Origin of the sequence: Aquimarina sp. AD1 (assembly GCF_003443695.1) — a bacterium.
GTDB classification, from domain to species: domain Bacteria; phylum Bacteroidota; class Bacteroidia; order Flavobacteriales; family Flavobacteriaceae; genus Aquimarina; species Aquimarina latercula.
This window is the reverse complement of the sequence record NZ_CP031966.1, coordinates 4,272,699-4,295,281: the sequence shown is the minus strand read 5'-3', so window position 1 is coordinate 4,295,281 and position 22,583 is coordinate 4,272,699. Positions and strand designations below refer to the sequence as shown.

The 22,583-nt window shown below is 32.8% G+C and carries 15 protein-coding genes and 1 tRNA gene; 11 read left to right on the top strand and 5 right to left on the bottom strand.

Features of this window, described 5'->3' with window-relative positions:
* Window positions 1-554: 554 nt before the first annotated feature.
* The 3 genes from D1815_RS18530 to D1815_RS18520 form a co-directional block, all read right to left on the bottom strand.
* A complete protein-coding gene (locus tag D1815_RS18530) occupies window positions 555-1,469 on the bottom strand; it encodes a PorP/SprF family type IX secretion system membrane protein (protein WP_118388832.1) in 915 nt (304 codons plus the stop codon).
* A gap of 4 nt (window positions 1,470-1,473) precedes the next feature.
* Window positions 1,474-8,643 carry a BspA family leucine-rich repeat surface protein gene (locus D1815_RS18525; RefSeq protein ID WP_118388830.1) on the bottom strand — a complete coding sequence of 2,390 codons (7,170 nt, stop codon included), beginning with the start codon at window positions 8,641-8,643 and terminating at the stop codon, window positions 1,474-1,476.
* A gap of 345 nt (window positions 8,644-8,988) precedes the next feature.
* A tRNA-Leu gene (locus D1815_RS18520) sits at window positions 8,989-9,070 on the bottom strand.
* Window positions 9,071-9,226: 156 nt separating this feature from the next.
* Here D1815_RS18520 and D1815_RS18515 point away from each other — a divergent pair.
* The 6 genes from D1815_RS18515 (at window position 9,227) to D1815_RS18490 (ending at window position 15,933) form a co-directional block, all read left to right on the top strand.
* Complete coding sequence (locus D1815_RS18515) at window positions 9,227-10,168, top strand: ribose-phosphate pyrophosphokinase (protein WP_027393346.1); 942 nt, start codon at window positions 9,227-9,229, stop codon at window positions 10,166-10,168.
* A gap of 26 nt (window positions 10,169-10,194) precedes the next feature.
* On the top strand, window positions 10,195-10,815 hold the full coding sequence (locus tag D1815_RS18510; protein WP_118388828.1) for a 50S ribosomal protein L25/general stress protein Ctc: 621 nt from the start codon (window positions 10,195-10,197) through the stop codon (window positions 10,813-10,815).
* Between the two features lie 86 nt (window positions 10,816-10,901).
* Complete coding sequence (pth, locus tag D1815_RS18505; protein ID WP_118388826.1) at window positions 10,902-11,540, top strand: aminoacyl-tRNA hydrolase; 639 nt, start codon at window positions 10,902-10,904, stop codon at window positions 11,538-11,540.
* Between the two features lie 210 nt (window positions 11,541-11,750).
* Entirely contained in the window at window positions 11,751-12,683 is a 933-nt protein-coding gene (locus D1815_RS18500; RefSeq protein WP_027393343.1) for a bifunctional riboflavin kinase/FAD synthetase, read from the top strand.
* On the top strand, window positions 12,680-13,999 hold the full coding sequence (locus tag D1815_RS18495; RefSeq protein WP_118388824.1) for an HTTM domain-containing protein: 1,320 nt from the start codon (window positions 12,680-12,682) through the stop codon (window positions 13,997-13,999). The genes D1815_RS18500 and D1815_RS18495 overlap by 4 nt, the downstream gene beginning before the upstream one ends.
* Before the next feature lie 38 nt (window positions 14,000-14,037).
* Window positions 14,038-15,933: an ATP-binding protein gene (locus D1815_RS18490; RefSeq protein ID WP_118388822.1), complete on the top strand. Its 1,896-nt coding sequence runs from the start codon at window positions 14,038-14,040 to the stop codon at window positions 15,931-15,933.
* Window positions 15,934-15,966: 33 nt separating this feature from the next.
* On the opposite strand, the gene D1815_RS18485 is transcribed toward D1815_RS18490, so the two are convergent.
* Together D1815_RS18485 and D1815_RS23760 are read right to left on the bottom strand one after the other, a co-directional pair.
* Entirely contained in the window at window positions 15,967-16,548 is a 582-nt protein-coding gene (locus tag D1815_RS18485; RefSeq protein ID WP_118388819.1) for a M23 family metallopeptidase, read from the bottom strand.
* A gap of 94 nt (window positions 16,549-16,642) precedes the next feature.
* Entirely contained in the window at window positions 16,643-16,801 is a 159-nt protein-coding gene (locus D1815_RS23760) for a hypothetical protein (RefSeq protein WP_155839685.1), read from the bottom strand.
* Window positions 16,802-17,658: 857 nt separating this feature from the next.
* Between D1815_RS23760 and serS the strand changes: the two genes are divergently transcribed.
* From serS to rsmA, 5 genes are all read left to right on the top strand, one after another.
* On the top strand, window positions 17,659-18,930 hold the full coding sequence (serS, locus tag D1815_RS18480; RefSeq protein WP_027393334.1) for a serine--tRNA ligase: 1,272 nt from the start codon (window positions 17,659-17,661) through the stop codon (window positions 18,928-18,930).
* Window positions 18,931-19,021: 91 nt separating this feature from the next.
* Complete coding sequence (locus D1815_RS18475) at window positions 19,022-20,809, top strand: tetratricopeptide repeat protein (protein WP_027393333.1); 1,788 nt, start codon at window positions 19,022-19,024, stop codon at window positions 20,807-20,809.
* Window positions 20,810-20,961: 152 nt separating this feature from the next.
* Window positions 20,962-21,270, top strand: a complete 309-nt coding sequence (locus tag D1815_RS18470) for a DUF4286 family protein (protein ID WP_118388817.1) — start codon at window positions 20,962-20,964, stop codon at window positions 21,268-21,270.
* A 1-nt stretch (window position 21,271) separates the two neighbouring features.
* On the top strand, window positions 21,272-21,700 hold the full coding sequence (locus D1815_RS18465) for a hypothetical protein (protein ID WP_035085468.1): 429 nt from the start codon (window positions 21,272-21,274) through the stop codon (window positions 21,698-21,700).
* A gap of 1 nt (window position 21,701) precedes the next feature.
* Window positions 21,702-22,568 carry a 16S rRNA (adenine(1518)-N(6)/adenine(1519)-N(6))-dimethyltransferase RsmA gene (rsmA, locus tag D1815_RS18460; protein ID WP_118388815.1) on the top strand — a complete coding sequence of 289 codons (867 nt, stop codon included), beginning with the start codon at window positions 21,702-21,704 and terminating at the stop codon, window positions 22,566-22,568.
* Window positions 22,569-22,583: the final 15 nt, after the last annotated feature.

Below are 22,583 nucleotides of genomic sequence, written 5' to 3'. Positions count from 1 at the left end.
CTTTTTACTTCTTTTTAGTATTCCATTTTTCTAAAATTTCTACTAGCAAAATGAATACTAATTGCTATAACCTTTTAATTATTCTATTTATACTAAAAAACAATGCTTTTTACTCTTTCTAGCTCTTCTGGGGAAACTATACTATTCGTATTAGCACTATCTCATTTAATAAATTAATGAAAAATTAATTACTTATCAAGATGTGTGTGTATCACAATAAGTCTTAAAATTAATGCATCGTAATATTAGTGTTAAATGCTATTTTAATAATACACTTTTAGGGGTAAATAAATACAAGTATCTGATTATTAGATTTTTAATTTTATAAAATTCAATATAAAAAATGGCATTAACATACCCTCTTTACTTAATAAACACATCAATTAATCAATACTAATTCAATAGAATTTCGCACCAAAAACCATTCTCCATAATTTACTACAGACAAAAGCTGATCTTAGAAATATAATTTATTACCGCTCAGAAGAATCCAGTATAATATTGAGGTGGTCCAGATTATAAAAGATATAATTTTAATTTATCTCTACCCTAGATCAAAATCCTTCTCCGGATTTGTATGTAAGAATAAATCCATTAGTATTATTAAAGGGAGTATCGCTGTTAAAAGCAGTATAACTATATGCAAAACGCCAATTTTTTAAAAAATAGAGTCCTACCAGTCCATTAAACGATGAACTACTCCGATAACCAGCTCCAATTTCTATTCTGTTTTTATAATTTGCAGATACATTAAAATCAAACTGAGCAGGTGCATCTTCCTCAAACTTTACCAACATACTAGGTTGTATCCGTATTTCTTGAAATCTACTGAGATACAATCTATAACCACCATATAAGTAATATGGTGTCTGGATATTTACATTTTGATCAGAAGCAACACTATCAGCAAATAAATTTTGGACAGAAAATCCTACATACAATTTATTGTGATTATAGAGAACCCCAAAACCAAAGGAAGGAACAGTGACATTAACATCATTTTCAAAATTTGGGTCTCCTTGTATATTTAATCGAGATAAATCTTCATTAAAGAAAAGTACTCCCGTAGTTAATCCAAATGATAATACGTTAGGATTATAGTTCCACCAACGTCCTCTATTATAATTCTCGTCCAACAATATTTTGTAAGCATAGGATCCAAATAGCGTTGTCGCGGAAGTGACTCCAATTTGATCACTTATAAAACCTCCGCTTATTCCAACATTATTATCAAAAAGACTTGTATTAAGAATCCCTGAAAACGTTCTTGGGCTTCCCTCAAACCCACTTAGGTATCCAAAATTACTTAAGCTTACCTCTGTATCCGGACTATATCCAGAATGAGCAGGATTAATTAATACTGGATTATAATAATAATCAGAAAACACTGGTGTTTGCTGAGCTTGTATAGAGTTCTTGCATACTAACAAAATAAGTATTGTTAGCACATTATATATATGTTTTGTCATAAAATTATCGTTTTAAAACTAAAAATCCTTTTAGTTTTTTTAGAGAATTACTTTGGGGGATATTAATACTAAAGAAATAGGTGCCTTCTGGCAATGCACCACCACCAAGATTGGTTAGACGATTTGCATCACCTCTAAAAACCCTTGAAGTATTATTGTATCCTGAAATTTCAAATACCATATCTCCCCAACGATTATAAATAGAAACAACATTTTCAGGATAATTTTCTATACCATCAATTTCCCAGAATTCATTAATCCCATCCCCATCCGGAGAAAACCCATATTTCGTATCATCCTCTACAATAATTATCGGATTTTCTGTGATAAAATTCTCTTCAGAACATCCAATTGCATCTCCTAATATGTTGTATGGGGTAATAGTTACAAAAATTGTAGTATTCTCTGGTAAATCAATTGGCAAATCAAAAGCTGTAACATTACCAATATCCTGATTATTTATAATATCTGTACCACCAGAACTCGTCCCAACTGTTAGTCTATATCCAGTAGCATCAGAAACTGCATTCCAACTTATGTCTGTATCTACAGAAACATCTGTATCCCCACTTAAAGGATTAGATAATGTAGTACAACTCGGAATCGTTGATAAAGTCTCTGTAGTAAAACTCTCTTCTGAACATCCTGTAGCATCTCCAACTGCATTGTACGGAATAATAGCAACAAAAATCTCAGTATTCTCCGGTAAATCAGTTGACAAATCAAAAGTAGTTACATTACCAACATCCTGATTATTTATAATATCACTTCCGCCAGAACTTGTTCCAACTATTAATCGATATCCTGTAGCATCAGAAATTGAATTCCAGCTTAAATCCGTTCCTATAGAAATATCAGTAGCGCCATCCAAAGGAATCGATAAGGTAGTACAACTTGGAATCGTTGCAACAGTTTCGGTAGTAAAACTCTCTTCTGAACATCCAGTGGCATCACCAACGGCATTGTATGGAATAATGCTAACGAAAATCTCAGTATTCTCTGGCAAATCTGCTGGCAAATCAAAAGTCGTTACATTACCTACATCTTGATTATTTATAATATCACTTCCGCCAGAACTTGTTCCAACTATTAATCGATATCCTGTAGCATTAGAAACTGCATTCCAACTTAAATCCGTTCCTATCGAAATATCAGTAGCGCCATCCAAAGGAATCGATAAGGTAGTACAACTTGGAATCGTTGCAACAGTTTCGGTAGTAAAACGCTCTTCTGAACATCCAGTAGCATCACCAACAGCATTGTACGGAATAATGCTAACAAAAATCTCAGTATTCTCCGGCAAATCTGCTGGCAAATCAAAAGTCGTTACATTACCTACATCTTGATTGTTTATAATATCAATCCCACCAGAACTTGTTCCAACTGTTAATCGATATCCCGTAGCATCAGAAATTGAATTCCAACTTAAATCCGTTCCTATCCCAACGTTAGCAGCTCCATCTAAAGGAATCGATAACGTAGTACAACTTGGGATCGTTGCTATAGTTTCTGTAATAAAACTCTCTTCTGAACATCCTGTAGCATCACCAACTGCATTATACGGAATAATAGTAACAAAAATCTCAGTATTCTCTGGCAAATCTGCTGGCAAATCAAAAGTCGTTACATTACCTACATCTTGATTATTTATAATATCACTTCCGCCAGAACTTGTTCCAACTATTAATCGATATCCTGTAGCATCAGAAATTGAATTCCAACTTAAATCTGTTCCTATCAAAACGTTAGTAGCTCCATCTAAAGGAATCGATAAAGTTGTACAACTTGGAATCGTCGCTAAAGTCTCTGTTGTAAAACTTTCTTCTGAACATCCTGTAGCATCTCCAAAACTATTATAAGGAACTATTGTAACAAATATTTCTGTCCCTTCTGGCAAATCAGCTAGTAAATCAAAGGTAGTAACATTACCAACATCTTGATTATTTATAATATCCGTGGCTCCAGAACTTGTGCCTACTGTTAATCGATATCCATCCGCATTAAAACTGCTGCCCCATGTTAAATTACTACCTATTGCAATGTCTATAGCTCCATTTAAGGGAATAGTAAGTGTGGTACATGCTGGAGGATCATTTAGTGTAGATTCTCCTGTTCTAAAACTTTCTTCCATACATCCAACTGCGTCACCAACATCATTATATGGTATAATTGTTACATAAAAAGTTCTGTTTTCAATAAGATCCGTTGGAAAATCATATATAGTTACATTTCCTACGTCAATACTATTCGCTATTTCAATACCGCCTTGAGTGATTCCTACAGAAACCAAGTAACCTGTGGCTCCATCAACACTATTCCAACTTAAATCTGTATCGATTGCTACATTAGTTGCTCCATTTAAAGGATCCGAAATCGTAGTACAAGAAGGCACAACAGGAATCAACTCTGTAGTAAAACTTTCTTCTGCACATCCAGTTGCATTTCCTTCTTCGTTATACGGGGTTATAGTAACGAAGATTTCGGTATCTTCCGGTAAATCATTTGTCAAATCATAAGTGGTAACATTGCCAACATCTTCATTATTTAAAATATCATTCCCACCTGTAGATGTACCTACTGTTAAAAAATAACCATCAGCATCAGCAATTGCTTGCCAAGAAACATCGGTTGTTATAGTAACATCAATAGTTCCAGCCAAAGGAGTTACCAACATTGTGCAATCTGGCACCGTAGCAGGATTTGTTGACAGAAAAAATGTTTCGGCAACACAACCTGTGGCGGTACCTTCGTCATTTCTAGGCTCTATAAGAACTGTTACGCTAGTAGAACCGACAAGTTCATTAGCCATAAATTCATAAGATTCTGTAGTAACAGTTGCATTAATTATGGTTCCACTTGGTTGAAGCGTAATTGTAAGCACATATTCAGTTGCATACAGAACTGGTTCCCAAACAAGGTTTGTATTTATTGGCACATCCACATCGCCGTTTTCAGGCGATGTTAGCTGTGTACATACTGGAATCGGACAATCCCGAATATCATCTGTAAAAATCCATCCATAGGTATCGATCATGGATTGTCTTTCATCTATACTATCACAATAAAGCAATGATTCTGCACCTAAATTAATTCCTGTAGTCAATGCCTGTTCTGACCAAGCAATTAATGTACTATCATAATTTTCTCTTGTTAATGCAGTATTATCCAACATATCTAACATATTGCTAACGCTACTTATATTCCAATCACCGAGAAACTGATCAAAGGCCGTAGCATTTTCTAACATAGATTGCATACTAACACTACCTATATTCCACATATTCATTTCTTGATTATAACTACTAGCATTTCTAAACATATAATCCATATTCTGAACTCCACTAACTCTCCAATTATTTAATAATCGATTGAAAGAAGTAGCTCCATCAAACATATATGCCATCGTATTTACTCCTCTTACATTCCAACTGCTAATAGCTTCATTAAAAGAAGTAGCACCCTGAAACATTCCTTCCATCGTAGTTACCGAAGCTACATTCCAAGAATCCATTGCTTGGTTATAAGATGTAGCGTTTCTAAACATTTCTTCCATAGTCGTTACAAAAGAAACGTTCCAAGAATCAATATTTTGATTAAATGCAGTAGCGCCACTAAACATTTCTTGCATATTCTGAACCTCTCCTGTATCCCAACTATCTAATGATTGATCAAATACAATTGCATCCTTAAACATAGAATCCATATTTGTTACCACAGCAACATCCCAAGGATTCAAATTCTGGTTAAAAGCTGAAGCACTTTCAAACATAGAAGTCATAAGTGTTACAGAACTCACATTCCAATTATCGATGGGTTGATTGAATGCATTAGCTCTTCTAAACATAGAAGTCATGTTGGCAACTGCACTTACATTCCAAGCATTTAATGGTTGATCGAATGCTTGGGCATTTTGGAAAGTAGAAACCATACTTACCACAGAATTTACATCCCAATTATTAAGTGGTTCATTAAATGCCAAAGCATCCTCAAACATGGACTGCATAGTGATTACATTGGTCACATTCCAAGAATTTATATCTTGATTAAATACAGAAGCTTCATGAAACATTTCTGACATATCTGTAACATTTCCAACATCCCAATTATTTAGAGGTTGATCAAATTGAGGACAATACGCAAACATTTCTCTCATATCGGTAACATTGTCTACATCCCAATCGTTTAAAGATGCATTAAACTCCATATCTAGAAAAAAACCATTAAACATCTCTGCCATATTAGTTACATTGCTAACATCCCAAGCATTTAAAGATTGATTAAAGATCAATGCCCTTTTAAACATTCCTGCCATATTGGTTACGTTGCTAACATCCCATGAGTCCATAGGAGAATTATATAGTCTAGCACCCTCAAACATTGATGCCATATTTGTTACCGACGAAACATCCCAACCATTAATATTTTGAGTAAAACTAGTTGCAGATCTAAACATACTTGACATAAACTCTACATTAGATGTATTCCAAGCATCCAAAGGTTGATTAAAACTAGTAGCGGCAGAAAACATTCTCGACATATTCGTAACATTATCAACGACCCAATTGTCCAGAGGTTGATTAAAAGCAGTGGTACGATTAAAAAGACCACTCATATCTGTAACATTACTCACATCCCAATCATTAATATTTGCATCAAATAAAACAGCCCCATCAAACATCTCGTTCATACTTGTCACCTGTGATAAATTAGGTATGTCCGTAGCATTGTAAATCATATTCTCACAATCATTACAGGCTTTTTCCATAGATAGATATTCGAATGTTCCCCATCGATCAATAGAAAGTACTTTTTCGCCATCTCCAAAAACTCCAAAATAAGGATTAGGGAACTCTCCTATAATGGCTACATTATATATTCCAGGAACATCATACGTATGGATAATATCAGAAGTTACATTATTATCATATTCTCCATCTCCCCAATCGATATTTATATTATAGGTAAAATCATTATTTGTTTCTACTTCAAATTGATCTAAAGGTGTTGTAGCAAAACCATCTATTCGGGTATCAATCTGTATTCTATATGCATTAGGGTTATTTTGCCAAGAGGATACTACCGAAAAACTTATTTCATCACAGTTTTCTGCAGGTCCTTCAGCATTATAAGGAACGACGGTAATGTATACAACATCTCCATCCAGAAATTCATTAGTAAACGTGATACGAGTAACATTTCCCAAATCTTCATTGTCATAAATCACTTGTGTAACACCACCGTTTTCTCTTCGTAAACTTACTAAATAACCCGTTGCTTGCGGGGCAGCATTCCATACAATATCAGAATTAGCTGGCACTCCTGTTGCACCATCTAAAGGAGAGATTATTTCAGTGCAAAAAACATTGGTACAATTAACAATATCACCCGTAATAGTCCAGTTAAAATTATCTATTAGTTCTTGCCTAGCAATTCTACCATCACAATAACGAATATTTAAGGCTCCCAAAGAAACATTTGATTGCACTGCTTGTGATGCCCATCCTATCAAGATATTATCATAATTTTCTTGCGACAAACCCGAATTAGACAGCATATTACCCATTTGCGTAACCGAGGTAATATTCCAAGAAGCTAAATTTTGATTAAACATTTGGGCTCCACTGAACATTACATTCATATTAGTTATGTTTTGAGTATCCCAATTTGTTATGTCCTGATTAAAACTTGTTGCTCCACTAAACATTGCTTGCGTATTCGTAACAGTAGATATAGCCCAATTGTCTAAAGGTTGGTCATAAATCGTGTTACTTGCAAACATTGTTGACATATTTGTAACGCTAGATACGTCCCAATCATTAATATTTTGGTTAAATGCTGACCAACCAAACATACCTGAAACATTAACAACAGCAGATGTATTCCATTGATCTAAGGGCTGATTAAATGGTGTAGTAAAAGAAGTATTTCCACCAAACATTCTAGACATAGAAGTTACAGAACTCACATCCCAATCATTTAATGGCAGATTAAATAACGCTCTATTAAACATTGAATTCATAGAAGTAACCCCGCTTACATCCCATTGATCCAATGGTAAATTAAAAACTGTAAAAAAGAACATCGTATCCATATTGGTAACTGAAGATACATCCCAATTATTAATAGGCTGACTAAAATTACGATTAACAGAAAACATTGATGACATATCTGTTACAGCTGAAACATTCCAATTATCTAAAGGTTGGTTAAAATTAATACATGAGAACATCCCGGACATGTCCGTAACATTATCCACTATCCAATTATTAATATCTTGATTAAATGAATTAGCATCATCAAACATCTGAGACATATTGGTAACATTAGAAACATTCCAGTTATTCAGAGGATTATTATATGCACTAGCATCAAGAAACATTCTTGACATGTCGGTAACATTTGACACATCCCAATTATTGATATTTTGATTGAAACGTTCAGCATCATCAAACATACCTTGCATGTTGGTTACCGTTGCTGTATTCCAGTTATCTAAAGGTTCATTAAACAATTCTGCATCCCGAAAAGTTTCGGACATATCAGTTACATTTATTACATTCCAATTATCTAAAGGCCTATTAAATATTTCTGCGTCATAAAACATTCCCGAGATATCTGTAATTGTACCTATATCCCAATTATTAACAATACCGTTAAACGAAAGACACCCCCTAAACATATTTTTTAACGAGGTTGCTTGAGACAAGTTTGGAGAATCTATCGCGTCAAAATTAAGATTTCTACATCCATAGAAGGCATTCTCCATGGTTAACCATTCTATAATTCCCCACTCCAAAATTTCTATAATCTTTTCTCGATCTCCTGAATTATTAAAATAAATAGCTGGAAAATCACCACTTATTTTTACAGTATATATTCCAGATGCAGCATAGGTATGAGTAATATCGGTTGTAATACCAGTGTCCGAAGATCCATCTCCCCAATCTACTGTATAATTATAGGTATATGCCGGATTAGTAGGAATCGTTATTTCATTATCTAAAGAAGTTCCTGGTTGTGTTGTATCCCAAATCGAAGTAAACTCTCCAACAAAACTGGTAAACTCAGATTTTTCTATAGTATGTTCTAAAGAATATCCACCAAATAAAGGAACTATTAGCAAACTATAACTCAGCAAATACAGTATGGTACGTAAGTGTATTTTTTTTATCATAAGAAATTTTTAAAATCAATTTTTCCTTGTAAACCAAATTAAAATCAACCATTGCTAGGGATGACCTTATATTTACGCAAACAAAACTATGGTCTCTTCTTACCCCAGACAACCCTGAAAACCGTTGTTTTTAATTTAGTTTCCAAAATGAATCTAAATTGCATAAGCAAGATTCATTTCATTTTTATCAAAACTATGTATTAATGTTAGTGAAGACGTTTCAAATTATAATTTGAAACCTATAAATAATGTTTTTGGTGTTCTTTTCTTGCACAAAAAAGGATAGAAAATATTAAAATTGGGTATTAAAAAACCTGACAAACATCTATTTATCAGGTTTTTTTGTACTCAAGGTGGGAATCGAACCCACACTCTCGAAAGAACTGGATTTTGAATCCAGCGCGTCTACCAATTCCGCCACTTGAGCAACTTTGAATGAATTGGACGGCAAAATTAAAAAAATATTTTATCACATCCATTAAATAAGTAATAAAATACGAGCCAGAGTAGAAATAAATTTTTAAATTTGCACCTTGTTTTTAGAAAATAAGTTTTAACTCATTACAAAACAACATTTTACCCTATGCCTAATTTAATTACAGAAGCAAAATTTTTTGCTTGTAACCAAAGTACTGAACTCGCAGAACAAATTGTGAAAGCATATGGTGCGAAATTAGGTAAAGTCATTACATCTACCTACAGTGATGGTGAGTTTCAGCCTTCTTTTGAAGAATCAGTAAGAGGGTCTAGGGTATTTATTATTGGATCTACACATCCAAACTCTGATCATTTAATGGAAATGTTGTTAATGTTAGATGCTGCTAAAAGAGCTTCGGCAAGACATATTACTGCTGTGCTACCATATTATGGATGGGCACGTCAGGATAGAAAAGACAAACCAAGAGTTCCTATTGCTGCAAAGCTTATTGCTAAAATGCTAGAAACTGCAGGTGCAACAAGAATCATAACTATGGACTTGCACGCTGATCAAATTCAAGGATTTTTTGAAAAACCAGTAGATCATTTATTCGCATCAACTATATTTTTACCTTATTTACAATCGTTAAATTTAAGTGATTTAACAATCGCTTCTCCTGACATGGGTGGTTCTAAGAGAGCATATGCATATTCTAAGGCTTTACAAAGCGATGTAGTTATTTGTTACAAACAACGTGCTAAAGCTAATGTGATTTCTCATATGGAATTAATAGGAAATGTGACTGGTAAAAACGTAGTGTTAGTAGATGATATGGTAGACACTGCAGGTACACTTACTAAAGCTGCTGATCTTATGATGGAAAGAGGAGCAAAAAGTGTTAGAGCAATATGTACACACCCTATTCTTTCTGGAACAGCTTATGAAAGATTAGAAAACTCAAAACTAGAGGAATTAATCGTAACTGACTCTATTCCCCTAAAACAAAAAAGTGATAAAATTAGAGTAATTACTTGTGCTAATTTATTTGCAGATGTTATGAATAGAGTTCATAACAACGAGTCTATTAGCTCTAAATTTATAATGTAAATTAATAATTATTAATATATTTTAAAATGAAGTCATTAACAATCAATGCATCTCAAAGAGAAAGCGTAGGTAAAAAAGCAACAAAAGCCTTACGTAATGCTGGACAGGTACCTTGTGTTATTTATGGTGGAGACACTATTATACACTTTGCAGCGCCAGAAATTGCTTTTAAAAACTTAGTGTATACTCCAGACGTTCATACCGTGGTAATAGCGTTGGATAATGGTACAAAAATCAATGCCATCTTACAGGATATTCAATTTCACCCTGTAACTGACAGAATTTTACACATCGATTTTATTCAGATTTTTGATGATAAGCCAATCACTGTAGAACTTCCTTTCAGAACAACTGGAAACTCTCGTGGTGTTCGTAATGGTGGTGTTTTACGATACAACCTAAGACGTATCAAAGTAAAAGGTTTAGCATCTAAATTACCAGATTTAATTGAAGGAGATATCACTGAGCTTAAAATTGGAAACAAATTATATGTTACTGATGTAGCTAGCGAAGATTTCTCTATTCTACACCCAGAAAACACAGTAATCTGTATGGTTAAAACTTCTCGTACAGCGGTAGCTGATGATGAGGAAGAAGAAACTGAAGGAGAAGCAACAGCTGCAGAAGCACCAGCTGCTGAAGCATAATCTTTTCTTTACAGAGATAACAATCAAAAAGCATTCTGATTCTATTTTCAGAGTGCTTTTTTTATTTTTACAGAAAAGAAACACAAATGTTCTCTCTATTTAGAAAAATATTCTCTAATCAAACTCAAAATACAAAAGAAGAAACCCAGGAAGATCTCATGAAAAAATTTCTTGTTGTAGGTCTTGGTAATATTGGACCTAAGTATCATAACACTCGTCATAATATTGGCTTTAAAATTCTTGACGCTCTAGCAAAAGAAGAAAATCTTGATTTTGAAACCGAGAAGCTTGGCGATGTGACAACTTATAAGCACAAAGGACGCACCATCTTACTATTAAAGCCTAATACATATATGAATCTTAGTGGAAAAGCTGTAAGATATTGGCTAACTAAAGAAAAAGTACCTATTGAGAATCTTTTAGTTATAACTGATGATATTAATCTTTCTTTCGGTACCATTAGAGTTAAGGCAAAAGGAAGCGCCGGAGGACACAATGGACTAAAAGATATTGAGGCACAACTTAATACATCAAAGTATTGTAGATTTAGATTTGGTGTTGGAGCAGAATTTAGCAAAGGCAGGCAAGTGGATTATGTTCTTGGAGAATGGAATTCTGAAGAAGAAGCTGCTATGCCGGAACGATTAGATAAAGGAATTGCGCTTATCAAATCCTTTGTTAGCGCAGGATTAGCTAACACAATGAATACCTTTAACGGAAAATAAATAGTAGATCTCACAACATTTGCTTAATTTTATAGCTAACAATTCTTACTACCAAGACATTGTAATAAGAATTAGGTAAATGTAGATAAATCCTACACGGTTTTAATTAAAATAATCTTCTTGAAACAAAATACATATACTCAATTGAAAGTAATTATCGCGTACAATTACGAATTCCGTTTTACTAAAAAAATAAATAAAAATTAACGGATGAAACGTTATACCGACGCTAACACATATGATAATCACACTCCATCGGTTGTTACCATTGGAACTTTTGATGGTGTTCATATTGGTCACAAAAAGATAATTGAACGATTAGTAGATGCTGCTAAACGCGATAATCTAGAATCTGTTATTCTTACCTTTTTCCCGCACCCAAGGATGGTTTTGCAAAAAGATACAAGTATAAAACTCATTAACACAATTGAAGAGCGAATACAAATTTTAGAAAAAACTGGGTTAGATAGTTTAGTAATTCATCCATTTACAAAAGAATTTTCTCGTCTTTCGGCAAAAGAATATGTGGAAGAAATGTTGATAAACAAACTAAATGTTCGCCACGTAATTATTGGCTACGATCATCGTTTTGGACGCAATCGTAATTCCAACATTACGGATCTTGCTTCTTTCGGAATTCAGAATGATTTTACTGTAGAAGAAATCTCCAAACAAGATATTGATGATGTTGCTGTGAGTTCTACTAAAATTCGAGAAGCTTTACTCGAAGGAGATATTATTAAAGCGAACAAATACTTGGGGTACAATTTTATGCTAACTGGCAAAATAATAAAAGGCAAAGAATTAGGACGCAAGCTAGAATATCCTACGGCCAATCTTCATATAGAAGAGGATTACAAACTGATTCCAAAAAAAGGAGTATATGTTGTAAAATCCCATATCAATAACAAGATGTATTTCGGGATGATGAATATTGGGAATAATCCCACAGTAAATGGGACACATCAAACTATTGAAACTCATTTTTTTGATGCGTCATTTAACCTTTACGAAAAGAAAATACAGATCGAAATTCTCATTCGTATTAGAGATGAGAAAAAATTCGATTCTATCGAAGATTTAAAAAATGCAATGCAAGATGACGAAGATTTTTCTAGAGATTACATAAATTCTACGGTATGATCAATCGTTGGTTATTTACACAAATAGACAATAGTGCTTTAATAATCTTTAGAGTATTTTTTGGGTTTCTAATTACTGCAGAATCTTTTGGTGCTATTCTTACCGGTTGGGTTAGAAGAACTCTTGTAGAGCCTCAATTTACCTTTAATTTTATAGGATTAGATTTTCTACAACCACTTCCAGGAAGCGGAATGTATTATTATTTCGCCCTTATGGGAGTTTTCGGAATCTTTATTATGATAGGTTTTAAATACCGCTGGAGTATGATTTCTTATACTATTCTTTGGGCTGGTGTTTATTATATGCAAAAAGCTTCTTACAACAATCATTATTATCTCCTGTTATTACTGTGTATTCTTATGAGTACATTACCTGCCGGAAATTATTTTTCTTTAGATGTTAAGAAAAATCCAGCACTTAAACGAATCTCTATGCCTAGATGGTGTATTCTATTCATAATATTGCAGTTATGGATTGTTTACACATATGCTTCTGTTGCTAAACTATACCCAGATTGGCTAGACTTTAGTGTAGCTAGAAACTTAATGTTATCTAGAGCAGACTATCCTATTGTTGGAGAAGTATTACAACAAAAATGGGCTCATGTAGCTATTGCATATTTTGGAATTTTATTTGATTTACTAATCATCCCCTTACTGCTATGGCGAAAAACGCGCTTAGCGGCATTTATTATTAGTATCTTTTTTCATCTTTTTAACTCTATTGTATTTCAAATTGGAATATTCCCATACTTATCATTAGCGTTTACGGTCTTTTTCTTTTCTAAAGAACGTATTCATAGTCTTTTTATGCCTAAAAAAGAGTTCTACTCAGCAAATGAGTTAATTGTTCCATCATACAGAAAATTATTAATCCCAGCATTGGCAATTTGGTTTATAATTCAACTTACTTTACCAATTCGTCATTGGTTTATTCCAGGTGACGTTTTATGGACAGAAGAAGGACATAAGCTAAGCTGGAGAATGATGCTACGAGGCAGATCAGGATATACTAATTTTTATGTAGAATTTAATGACAATACTTGTAAGAGAGTTAAAATAGACAAGAATCAGTATTTATCAAAAAAACAACGCCGTATCGTAAACACAAAGCCTGATGCAATCTGGCAGTTTGCTCAATTTCTCAAAAAAGAACACCAAAAAGAAGGAAGAGATATAGCTGTATATGTAAAAAGCAGAGTTTCTGTAAATCGTAAAAAATCGAGGGTACTAATAGATCCAGATGTTGATCTAACAAGTGTAAAATGGAATTATTTTGCGACTAATCCCTGGGTTATTAAATATGACAAAGAATAGGTGTTTTTATATTGATAACATATCTTCAATGTAATATTATGGGTATTTTAATTAAGAGGTTTTTAATATTAATTATACTAGTTTCATTTTCTAGCAAGGCTCAGGAAAAGAAAGACTGGTATTCTTCTTTTGGAAAAATCCCTAATACCGTAGACAAATATTACTATAAGAATCTAAAAAATGCAAAAGATCTTCTAGAAAAAGTTAAGTTTATTGATACGATTGCCGCAATCCATATAGAGTCAGGAAATACAGACTCTATACTGCATTACGGAGAACTTCTAAAAAACGAGATTCTTATAGAAAAGGATAATTTTTCTGATTACAATCTCTATCTATCCAAGTCTTATAATATCCTTGGTAAAGGTAAACTAGAAAAAGGGTTATTTGATGATGCAATGAAACATCATTTAGATGGTATTGCTATTTCTTCGATTTCCGAAATGAATAGGATGCATTATATTCATCAATTAGGGTTAGGAACAGTGTATTTGCATCAAAAAGAATATGACACAGCTTTATCTGTATTCGAAACTTGTATTCAAAAAAGCAAGGACAATGATGTCCAAGTACTAGCAAAAAAATTATCTGCAGACGTATTCTTTTTCAAGAAAGATATTTCTAAAGCAAAATCCACATATCTTGAAGTTTTAGAAGAATTAAAAATTTACGAAAACAATAAAATCCGACTAGAGACTCAATTAAAACTTGGTAGAATTGATTTTTTTGAAAATAACCTAGAACACGCGCTCGAGTATTTTAGATCTGTAAAAGACATCGCGTTAGAAAGTAAATTCTATGATCTCTATATAGATGCGGTGATACGAATGGGAATCGTTTATTACAACCAAGGGCATGTTAAAGATGCAGAAATGATCCTGTCCACTGCCTACGTAAATACTATGCAATGGAATAAACTTGAGCTACAAAGAGATGTTATTATGGTACTTAAAGACATTAAGGTAGCGGACAAAGATTATGAAAATGCTTATAATTTGATGACTCAATATTTATCTATTTCTAACCAAATTCTTAAGAATCAAAATAAAGCGATTGTAAAGGAGATGGAAGTTAAGTATCAAACTTTACAAAAGGAAAAAGAAATTCTATCACTTAAGGAAGAAAAGCTACTTAAGGAAAGTGAACTTAAAAGACAACGAACTATTAAAAAAGCATTCCTTATAGGGTTTTTGGTAGTATTGCTACCAGTAATAGCATTGTTATTTGTATACTTCCAAAAATTAAAAACACAAATTGAATTAAACAAATCTCAGAAACAAGTCAATTCTCAAAAAGTTCACGGGTTGATGAAAGAGCAAGAGCTCAACCTGATAAATGCCACTATGGATGGCCAAAACAAAGAACGAAAACGTCTTGCACGAGAATTACACGATAGTATAGGGGGAAATTTAGCTAGTATTAAATTGCAACTTTCTAGCTCTAATGATAACGGAACGTTACAAACAAAAATTATAAAACAAATAGATGAGACTTATCATCAAGTCAGGGATTTATCACATAATCTAGCTTCCAAAAAGTTTCAAAAAAATGGTATTTCTACGCTTATAAAGGAGTATGTAAATAATATCCAACAAGGGAGTAATCAAAATATATCCTTCAACCCTCATCCAGAAGAAAAGATCAATGAAATTGAAAGCCCTTTAAAAGAAGAATTATTCAAAATCGTTCAAGAACTATTAACCAACACTCTTAAACACGCTAAAGCCGATCATATAGATATTTATCTAAATGAGTACCAAACTTCATTACAGCTTCTTTTTGAGGACAATGGAATTGGTTTTGACACCTCTAAAATAAAAGACGGAATTGGTTTTAAAAATATCAGAAACCGACTAAGTCCTTTATCTGGTAAAATGATGATAGATTCTACAGAGAATAGAGGCACCGTAGTTAATATAGAAATCCCTGTATAAAATTAAAAAACATGTAAGAATTCTTACTACGTATTACTTTCTAAGCCACGTATCCGGGTCTAGGTAAAACATTTTACGATTTCCTTGTATAACTTCTGGTTCTCTTAACCACCAATAAGGAAACGGAGTTGTGATCGCATAATGTAAATGAGGAGGTTTACCTAAAGCATTACCAGTATTTCCTACTGTTCCTAATTTGGTTCCGGACGCTACTGGTTGAAACGGAAAAGCATCAACCTCATCAAGATGGGCATAATAATGAAATCGCCATTTAGGACCCAAAACCATGACTGTCTTCCCTCCTTTGCCTCCTTCATAGGTATACATCACAATGCCGTGCGTAGATGAAATTACATCGGTGCCTTTTTCCTTGAAAATATCAATCCCTTTATGCGTGACTGAACTTCCCCAAGGATATGCCCAAAAAGAATGATCATCCCAATCTTTTTTCGTAGCACCTTTTACAGGAATCACCATTTGCTGTGGTAGTAAAAATCCTAAACCGATAATCAATACCGGTATCAATGTAAATTTTCGGGTTCTTTTATTTCTATATAAAGACCCCATAAAAATTAAAAGTGAAGCTAAAAAACGACGCGTGGTACTAGTGATCATATATTAAATATACGATATATACTCTGAGCTACTGAATCTATTAAAACTATAAAAAACGAGGCGCCCTTTTCAGGCAACCTCGTTTATAATTAATTTACAAAAAACAATTTCCCATAAAACAAGGAACCGGACATCTAGGAGCATTAGGCTCGCTATTGCCACCTGGACAATAATAACCTCCACTTTGTCCATTGATTTGTTTTAATTCCTCTCTACTTAAAGTTTTTCCGATGTTTAAAATTGATTTTTTCATATGTGAAATATTTAATGATTTGTAAGCCCTGAACATTTATCGACACTCAAGGTTTGTGTCGTTTGATCACATCATTTCTTATACTATTTTATGTATCACTTACTTCTTACTTACTTCATTAATTAGAAAATCATCTCTAATCAGTTAATAACTTAAATCTAAAAAGTGTTACTCAAGCAAAGTTTCTTTTCGTTAAGAGTTGATATTAAATCGATAAACAGCACAAGAAAATTTAATTTATTTTATAAAAATGGGGAGAATTCCTCAAAAAAATAATAACCCAAAACGTCTTCAAGGAAAATGAAACAAATCAACCTCATCACTATAATTTCCTTTGGGCGATAGAAAATTAGATTTGGTCTATAGAAACTTTACTCCCACCTAATCTTAAGAAAATATTGAAAAGACCTGTAGTATTTTTACATCAGAGAAAATAACAAATTAGTGTTGTTTATATGAAACATAAAATAAGTAACCGAGAGTTGCCTCTAGAAAGAAACATATAATCCATACATAAAAAATATTGATCCCCAAGATCCCACATCGTCATATTACCCAAAAGCTATGCATTGTTGCATAGCTTTTTTTATTGTTTACCCTAAGTAATCACCGAATAATATCATCTATTTTAAGTCTAGAAATAAGTCTAAAAAATAAAAGGTTCATCTTTTTTAAAAAATTCATTCTTTCTCATTCATACAAAACCAACCTTTTCTTTAAATTTGCTGCTTTAATGCGAAAGGGATAACAGCGACATCCTTTTGTTTTATCATCCTGAACTTGTAGAAGGAAAAACAAAAGATATAGCGGATAGCCCGACCACGAGGAAGCGAGTGGAATCGCCCAAAACAAAAACCATGTTACTTGCACAACAAATCATAGCACATAAAGAAGAATATATTGCTGCATTAGCCAAAAGAAATTTTGATGCTGCTCCAATTCTAGAAAAAGTAATCAATTTAGATGAAGAAAGACGTGCTACACAGTCCAAGTTGGATAATATCAAAGCAGACTCTAACAAATTGAATAAAGAAATTGGAGTTTTGTTTAAAAATGGAGAACAACAAAAAGCTAACATATTAAAACAAAAAGCTTCTCAAATCAAGGAAAGCATGAATACTTTAGAAGATAGACTTCCAAAAGTAAAAGCTGAACTTATTGAGTTATTATACACAATTCCTAACATTCCACATTCTTCTGTTCCTGATGGACAAACTGATGAGGATAATGAAGAAGTCTTTAGAGAAGGTGATATCCCAACCTTAGAAGAAGGAGCCTTACCGCATTGGGAGTTAGCAAAAAAATATGACATCATAGATTTTGAACTAGGAGTAAAAATTACAGGTGCCGGATTTCCAGTTTACAAAGGAAAAGGAGCAAGATTACAACGTGCCCTAATTAGTTATTTTCTAGATAAAAATACAGATGCTGGATATAAAGAATATCAAGTTCCTCATTTAGTAAATGAAGCTTCTGGTTATGGTACTGGCCAATTACCGGATAAAGAAGGCCAAATGTATCACGTTACAGCAGATGATTTATATTTAATACCTACGGCAGAAGTTCCGGTAACCAATATGTTTAGAGATGATTTAGTAAATGAGAATGACCTCCCAATTTGCTGTACTGGATACACTCCTTGTTTTAGAAGAGAAGCAGGTTCTTATGGAGCTCACGTTCGTGGGTTAAACCGCTTACATCAATTTGACAAAGTAGAAATTGTACGTATCGAAAAACCGGAAAACTCTTATCAGGCACTAGATGGAATGGTAGATCATGTAAAGGAAATTCTTAATGAATTAAAATTACCTTATCGTATATTAAGATTATGTGGAGGAGATATTGGGTTTACAGCTGCACTTACCTATGATTTCGAAGTGTTTTCTACCGCTCAAGATCGTTGGTTAGAAATAAGTTCTGTTTCTAATTTTGAATCTTATCAAGCCAATCGTTTAAAACTAAGGTATAAAGACGGTAATGGTAAAAATCAATTAGCTCATACATTAAACGGAAGTTCTCTAGCATTACCAAGAGTATTAGCTGGTATTTTAGAAAACTATCAAACGCCTAAAGGGATTAAAATACCAGATGTTTTAGTACCTTATTGTGGGTTTGAATATATCGACTAATTCTTTTAGAGCTAGATAATCAGCTAGTTTAACAATACTTATAACATAATATCAAAGCGCATTTTGCTATATTTACAAAAAAACTTGCAGCATGCGCTTTATTTATCTTTGTATCATTTTTCTTTTTGCTATACCCATGTTTGGTCAATCCGAACAGCTAGCAAAAAACTATGTACAACAAGGTGAATATGAAAAAGCACTTTCTGTATATAAAAAATTACATACCAGAAACCCTAATCGGATTACCTATCTCCTAGGTCTGGTAGAATCTCATCAACAATTAGAACAGTTTGAAAAAGCAGAAAAAATTCTGCAGAAGCAAATTGAGAATAAACCAAAGAACGCACAACTACTTGTTGAGTTGGGTCACCATTACGAAGTTCAAGGGAATTCTGAAAAAGCCACTACCTATTATAATAAAGCTTTAAAAGTTTTTAATAGTAATAATGTAAATGCGGCGTATTCACTAGCACAAACTTTCGAAAAATACAATCTTTTAGATCAAGCAGCCTTAATTTATGAAAAAGGAATGGCATCTAACCCAGGAGCTAATTTTAATGTACAACTTGCTAAAATTTACGGAGAACAAGGTAAACTAGAAAAAATGTTCGACAGTTATCTTTCATTACTACAATTACAACCAAATTATAAAAACATTGTTCAACGTAATTTTAATCAATATATCACAGATGACCCATTAAATAATGCCAATGTTATTTTCAGAAAATTATTAATCAAAAAATTACAGCAAAACCCTGACATCATATATAATGAGATGTTAAGTTGGCTTTTTGTGCAACAAAAGGACTTTAAAAAAGCGTTTGTACAAGAAAAAGCAATCTATAAAAGAAAAGATCAAGGGTTACAAGGTATCATTGGGCTTGCCCGAATTGCTATAGGCGCTAAAGATATAAAATCCGCTACCCAGATTTTAGATTACATACTAAACGCACCTGCTGGGAATGATATGAAATTGACAGCTCATAAAATCATTTTAAAAGCAAAAACCGATCTTGCTGATAAAAAGGATTACAAAGAAATCAAACAACAGTACGAAGAAGTATTCGAAACCTATGGAAAAGGCTCGCAAACAATCGGTTTACAAATAGATTACGCTCATTTTTTAGCATTCAATCAGGATAATAAAAAAGAAGCAATTGAATTCTTAAAACGTTTATTAAATCAAGAAAGACTTTCGAGATTTCAATCTTCTAGAGCTAAAATGAAAATTGCAGATATTTTAGTTTTAGATCAAAAATTTAATCAAGCACTTATCTATTATACGCAAGTACAGAATGCATTAAAAAATAACTTTCTAGCCCAAGATGCACGTTTTAAAGTAGCTAAAACTAGTTATTATAAAGGGGATTTTGCTTGGGCGCAAACTCAGTTAGATGTACTAAAATCATCTACCTCTCAATTAATTGCTAATGATGCTATGGAATTAAGTCTTATTATAAGTGATAATTCTTTAGAAGATTCGACGCAAACAGCTTTAAAGATTTTTGCCAGAGCTGACTTGTTAGCTTTTCAAAATAAAAACCAAGAAGCAATCACTAAATACGAAGAAATTTTAGTGAATCACAAAGGAGAAAAAATTGAAGATGAAGCTTTTCTTAGACAAGCGAAATTATTTGAAAAAGAAAAAGAATTCGAAAAAGCAAAAGTAAACTATCTCAAAATCATCGAATTCTATCCTGATGACATATTGGTAGATGATGCCTATTACTGGTTAGCAGAATTATATGTAAACATTCTGGGTGAACCTGAAAAAGCAAAAGAATTATATGAGAAGTTAATCTTTAATCACGCGGACAGTATCTATTTTGTAGATGCTAGAAAAAAGTATCGAACACTGCGTGGTGATGCCATCAATTGATTCTTTTTAAAATATATTTTCCTTCTATATATTATTCTATCCAAAACTCAAATAACAATGTGATCGTTATAACAGGTCTAAGCTTCTTCGTAACTTTGTAAGTTAATTATAAAAGCATTGATTCCCTTAGATCAATAAAGACAATTACGAATATGTATATTTACAATGTTACTATTAATATAGAAGAGACTAAGCACCAAGAATGGTTATCCTGGATGAAAAATGAGCATATTCCTGATATGCTCGCAACAGGGAAGTTTAGTAAAGCCTTAATGAGTAAGGTGTTGGTGGAAGAGGAAATGGGAGGCTATACATATTCTGTACAATACACAACGGATAGTAAAAGTACCTTAGAACAATATTATAAAGTAGACGCAGAAAGATTAAGAGCTAAAACAAATCGATTTACAGGACATTTTGTTGCGTTTAGAACAGAATTAGAAATTATTAGTGAACAATAATATGAAACAATATAGACCAACATTACTGTATGCTATTAAGATTTTTGGTCTTATAGTATGTGCTGGTTTTGGGGTTTTTATAATTAGTGTTTTTTTAAATATTGTTTCATTTTTTATAGCAAGCTCTATTTTCGAAAAAATTATAACTGTAGTTCTTATTGCTTTATTTATAATATCCGCATTTTTAATAATACGTTCTAACAATCCTGGTATTACTACCTATGAAGATTATATAAATATCGGCAACCAAGATATACCTTATAATTTAATCCAAAGTTTTTATCCAGCTAAGGGTGGTTCTGAACCTTATGTTATTACTACAGACGGAGAAAAAATTGATCTTGAAATTTCTTGGCTTTCAAAAAAAGATAGAATAGAAATCGAAAAGACAATCCTAGAAAATATAAAACCTTTAACAAAACAAGTTTAGGATGTCCTCTAAATTTAAAAAAAATAAAAAGCAATCATCTAACGATAGAGTTCGAATAGAAAAAACTGCTGTGCGTGCTAAAAAACATTTGGGTCAGCATTTCCTAAAAGATGAAAATATTGCTAAAAAAATTGGAGACACATTAACACTAAACGGTTATACTAATGTAATTGAAATAGGCCCAGGAATGGGTGTACTTACTAAATATATACTACAAAAAGATGTAGATTTAATTGCTATGGATTTAGATACAGAATCTATAGATTACCTCAATACTAGTTTCCCTTTAGAACATCCAGAAATTAGAAATGGAAAAGGAGCTTTTAAAGTTATCGAAGCAGACTTTCTTAAATACGATTTAGATACATTATTTGACAATGATCCATTTGCTATTACTGGTAACTTTCCATATAACATTTCCTCTCAAATTGTTTTTAAGACATTAGAAAAACGAAAACGAATTCCTGAGTTTACCGGGATGTTTCAGAAAGAAGTAGCCCAACGTATTTGTGAAAAACCAGGAAGTAAAGCCTACGGTATTTTATCGGTATTAACCCAGGCATTTTATAATGCTGAGTATTTATTTACAGTTCCTCCTTCTGTTTTTAATCCTCCGCCCAAGGTGGATAGCGGAGTTTTACGATTGATTCGAAAATCAAATCACACACTTCCTTGTGATGAAAAACTTTTTTATAAAGTAGTCAAGACTTCTTTTGGGCAACGAAGAAAAACATTGAGAAACAGTCTTAAAACATTTCAATTACCTGATGAAATAAAAGAAATGGAAATACTAACTAAAAGACCAGAACAGTTAAGTGTTGATCAATTTATAGAACTCACTTTGTTAATTGAAAAATCAAGAATTTAATTCATTTAACGTCAA

Coding starts and splice junctions, on each gene's coding strand:
- D1815_RS18530 (WP_118388832.1), bottom strand. CDS start 1,469: ATGACAAAACATATATATAATGTGCTAACAATACTTATTTTGTTAGTA.
- D1815_RS18525 (WP_118388830.1), bottom strand. CDS start 8,643: ATGATAAAAAAAATACACTTACGTACCATACTGTATTTGCTGAGTTAT.
- D1815_RS18515 (WP_027393346.1), top strand. CDS start 9,227: ATGCCTAATTTAATTACAGAAGCAAAATTTTTTGCTTGTAACCAAAGT.
- D1815_RS18510 (WP_118388828.1), top strand. CDS start 10,195: ATGAAGTCATTAACAATCAATGCATCTCAAAGAGAAAGCGTAGGTAAA.
- pth (WP_118388826.1), top strand. CDS start 10,902: ATGTTCTCTCTATTTAGAAAAATATTCTCTAATCAAACTCAAAATACA.
- D1815_RS18500 (WP_027393343.1), top strand. CDS start 11,751: ATGAAACGTTATACCGACGCTAACACATATGATAATCACACTCCATCG.
- D1815_RS18495 (WP_118388824.1), top strand. CDS start 12,680: ATGATCAATCGTTGGTTATTTACACAAATAGACAATAGTGCTTTAATA.
- D1815_RS18490 (WP_118388822.1), top strand. CDS start 14,038: ATGGGTATTTTAATTAAGAGGTTTTTAATATTAATTATACTAGTTTCA.
- D1815_RS18485 (WP_118388819.1), bottom strand. CDS start 16,548: ATGATCACTAGTACCACGCGTCGTTTTTTAGCTTCACTTTTAATTTTT.
- D1815_RS23760 (WP_155839685.1), bottom strand. CDS start 16,801: ATGAAAAAATCAATTTTAAACATCGGAAAAACTTTAAGTAGAGAGGAA.
- serS (WP_027393334.1), top strand. CDS start 17,659: ATGTTACTTGCACAACAAATCATAGCACATAAAGAAGAATATATTGCT.
- D1815_RS18475 (WP_027393333.1), top strand. CDS start 19,022: ATGCGCTTTATTTATCTTTGTATCATTTTTCTTTTTGCTATACCCATG.
- D1815_RS18470 (WP_118388817.1), top strand. CDS start 20,962: ATGTATATTTACAATGTTACTATTAATATAGAAGAGACTAAGCACCAA.
- D1815_RS18465 (WP_035085468.1), top strand. CDS start 21,272: ATGAAACAATATAGACCAACATTACTGTATGCTATTAAGATTTTTGGT.
- rsmA (WP_118388815.1), top strand. CDS start 21,702: ATGTCCTCTAAATTTAAAAAAAATAAAAAGCAATCATCTAACGATAGA.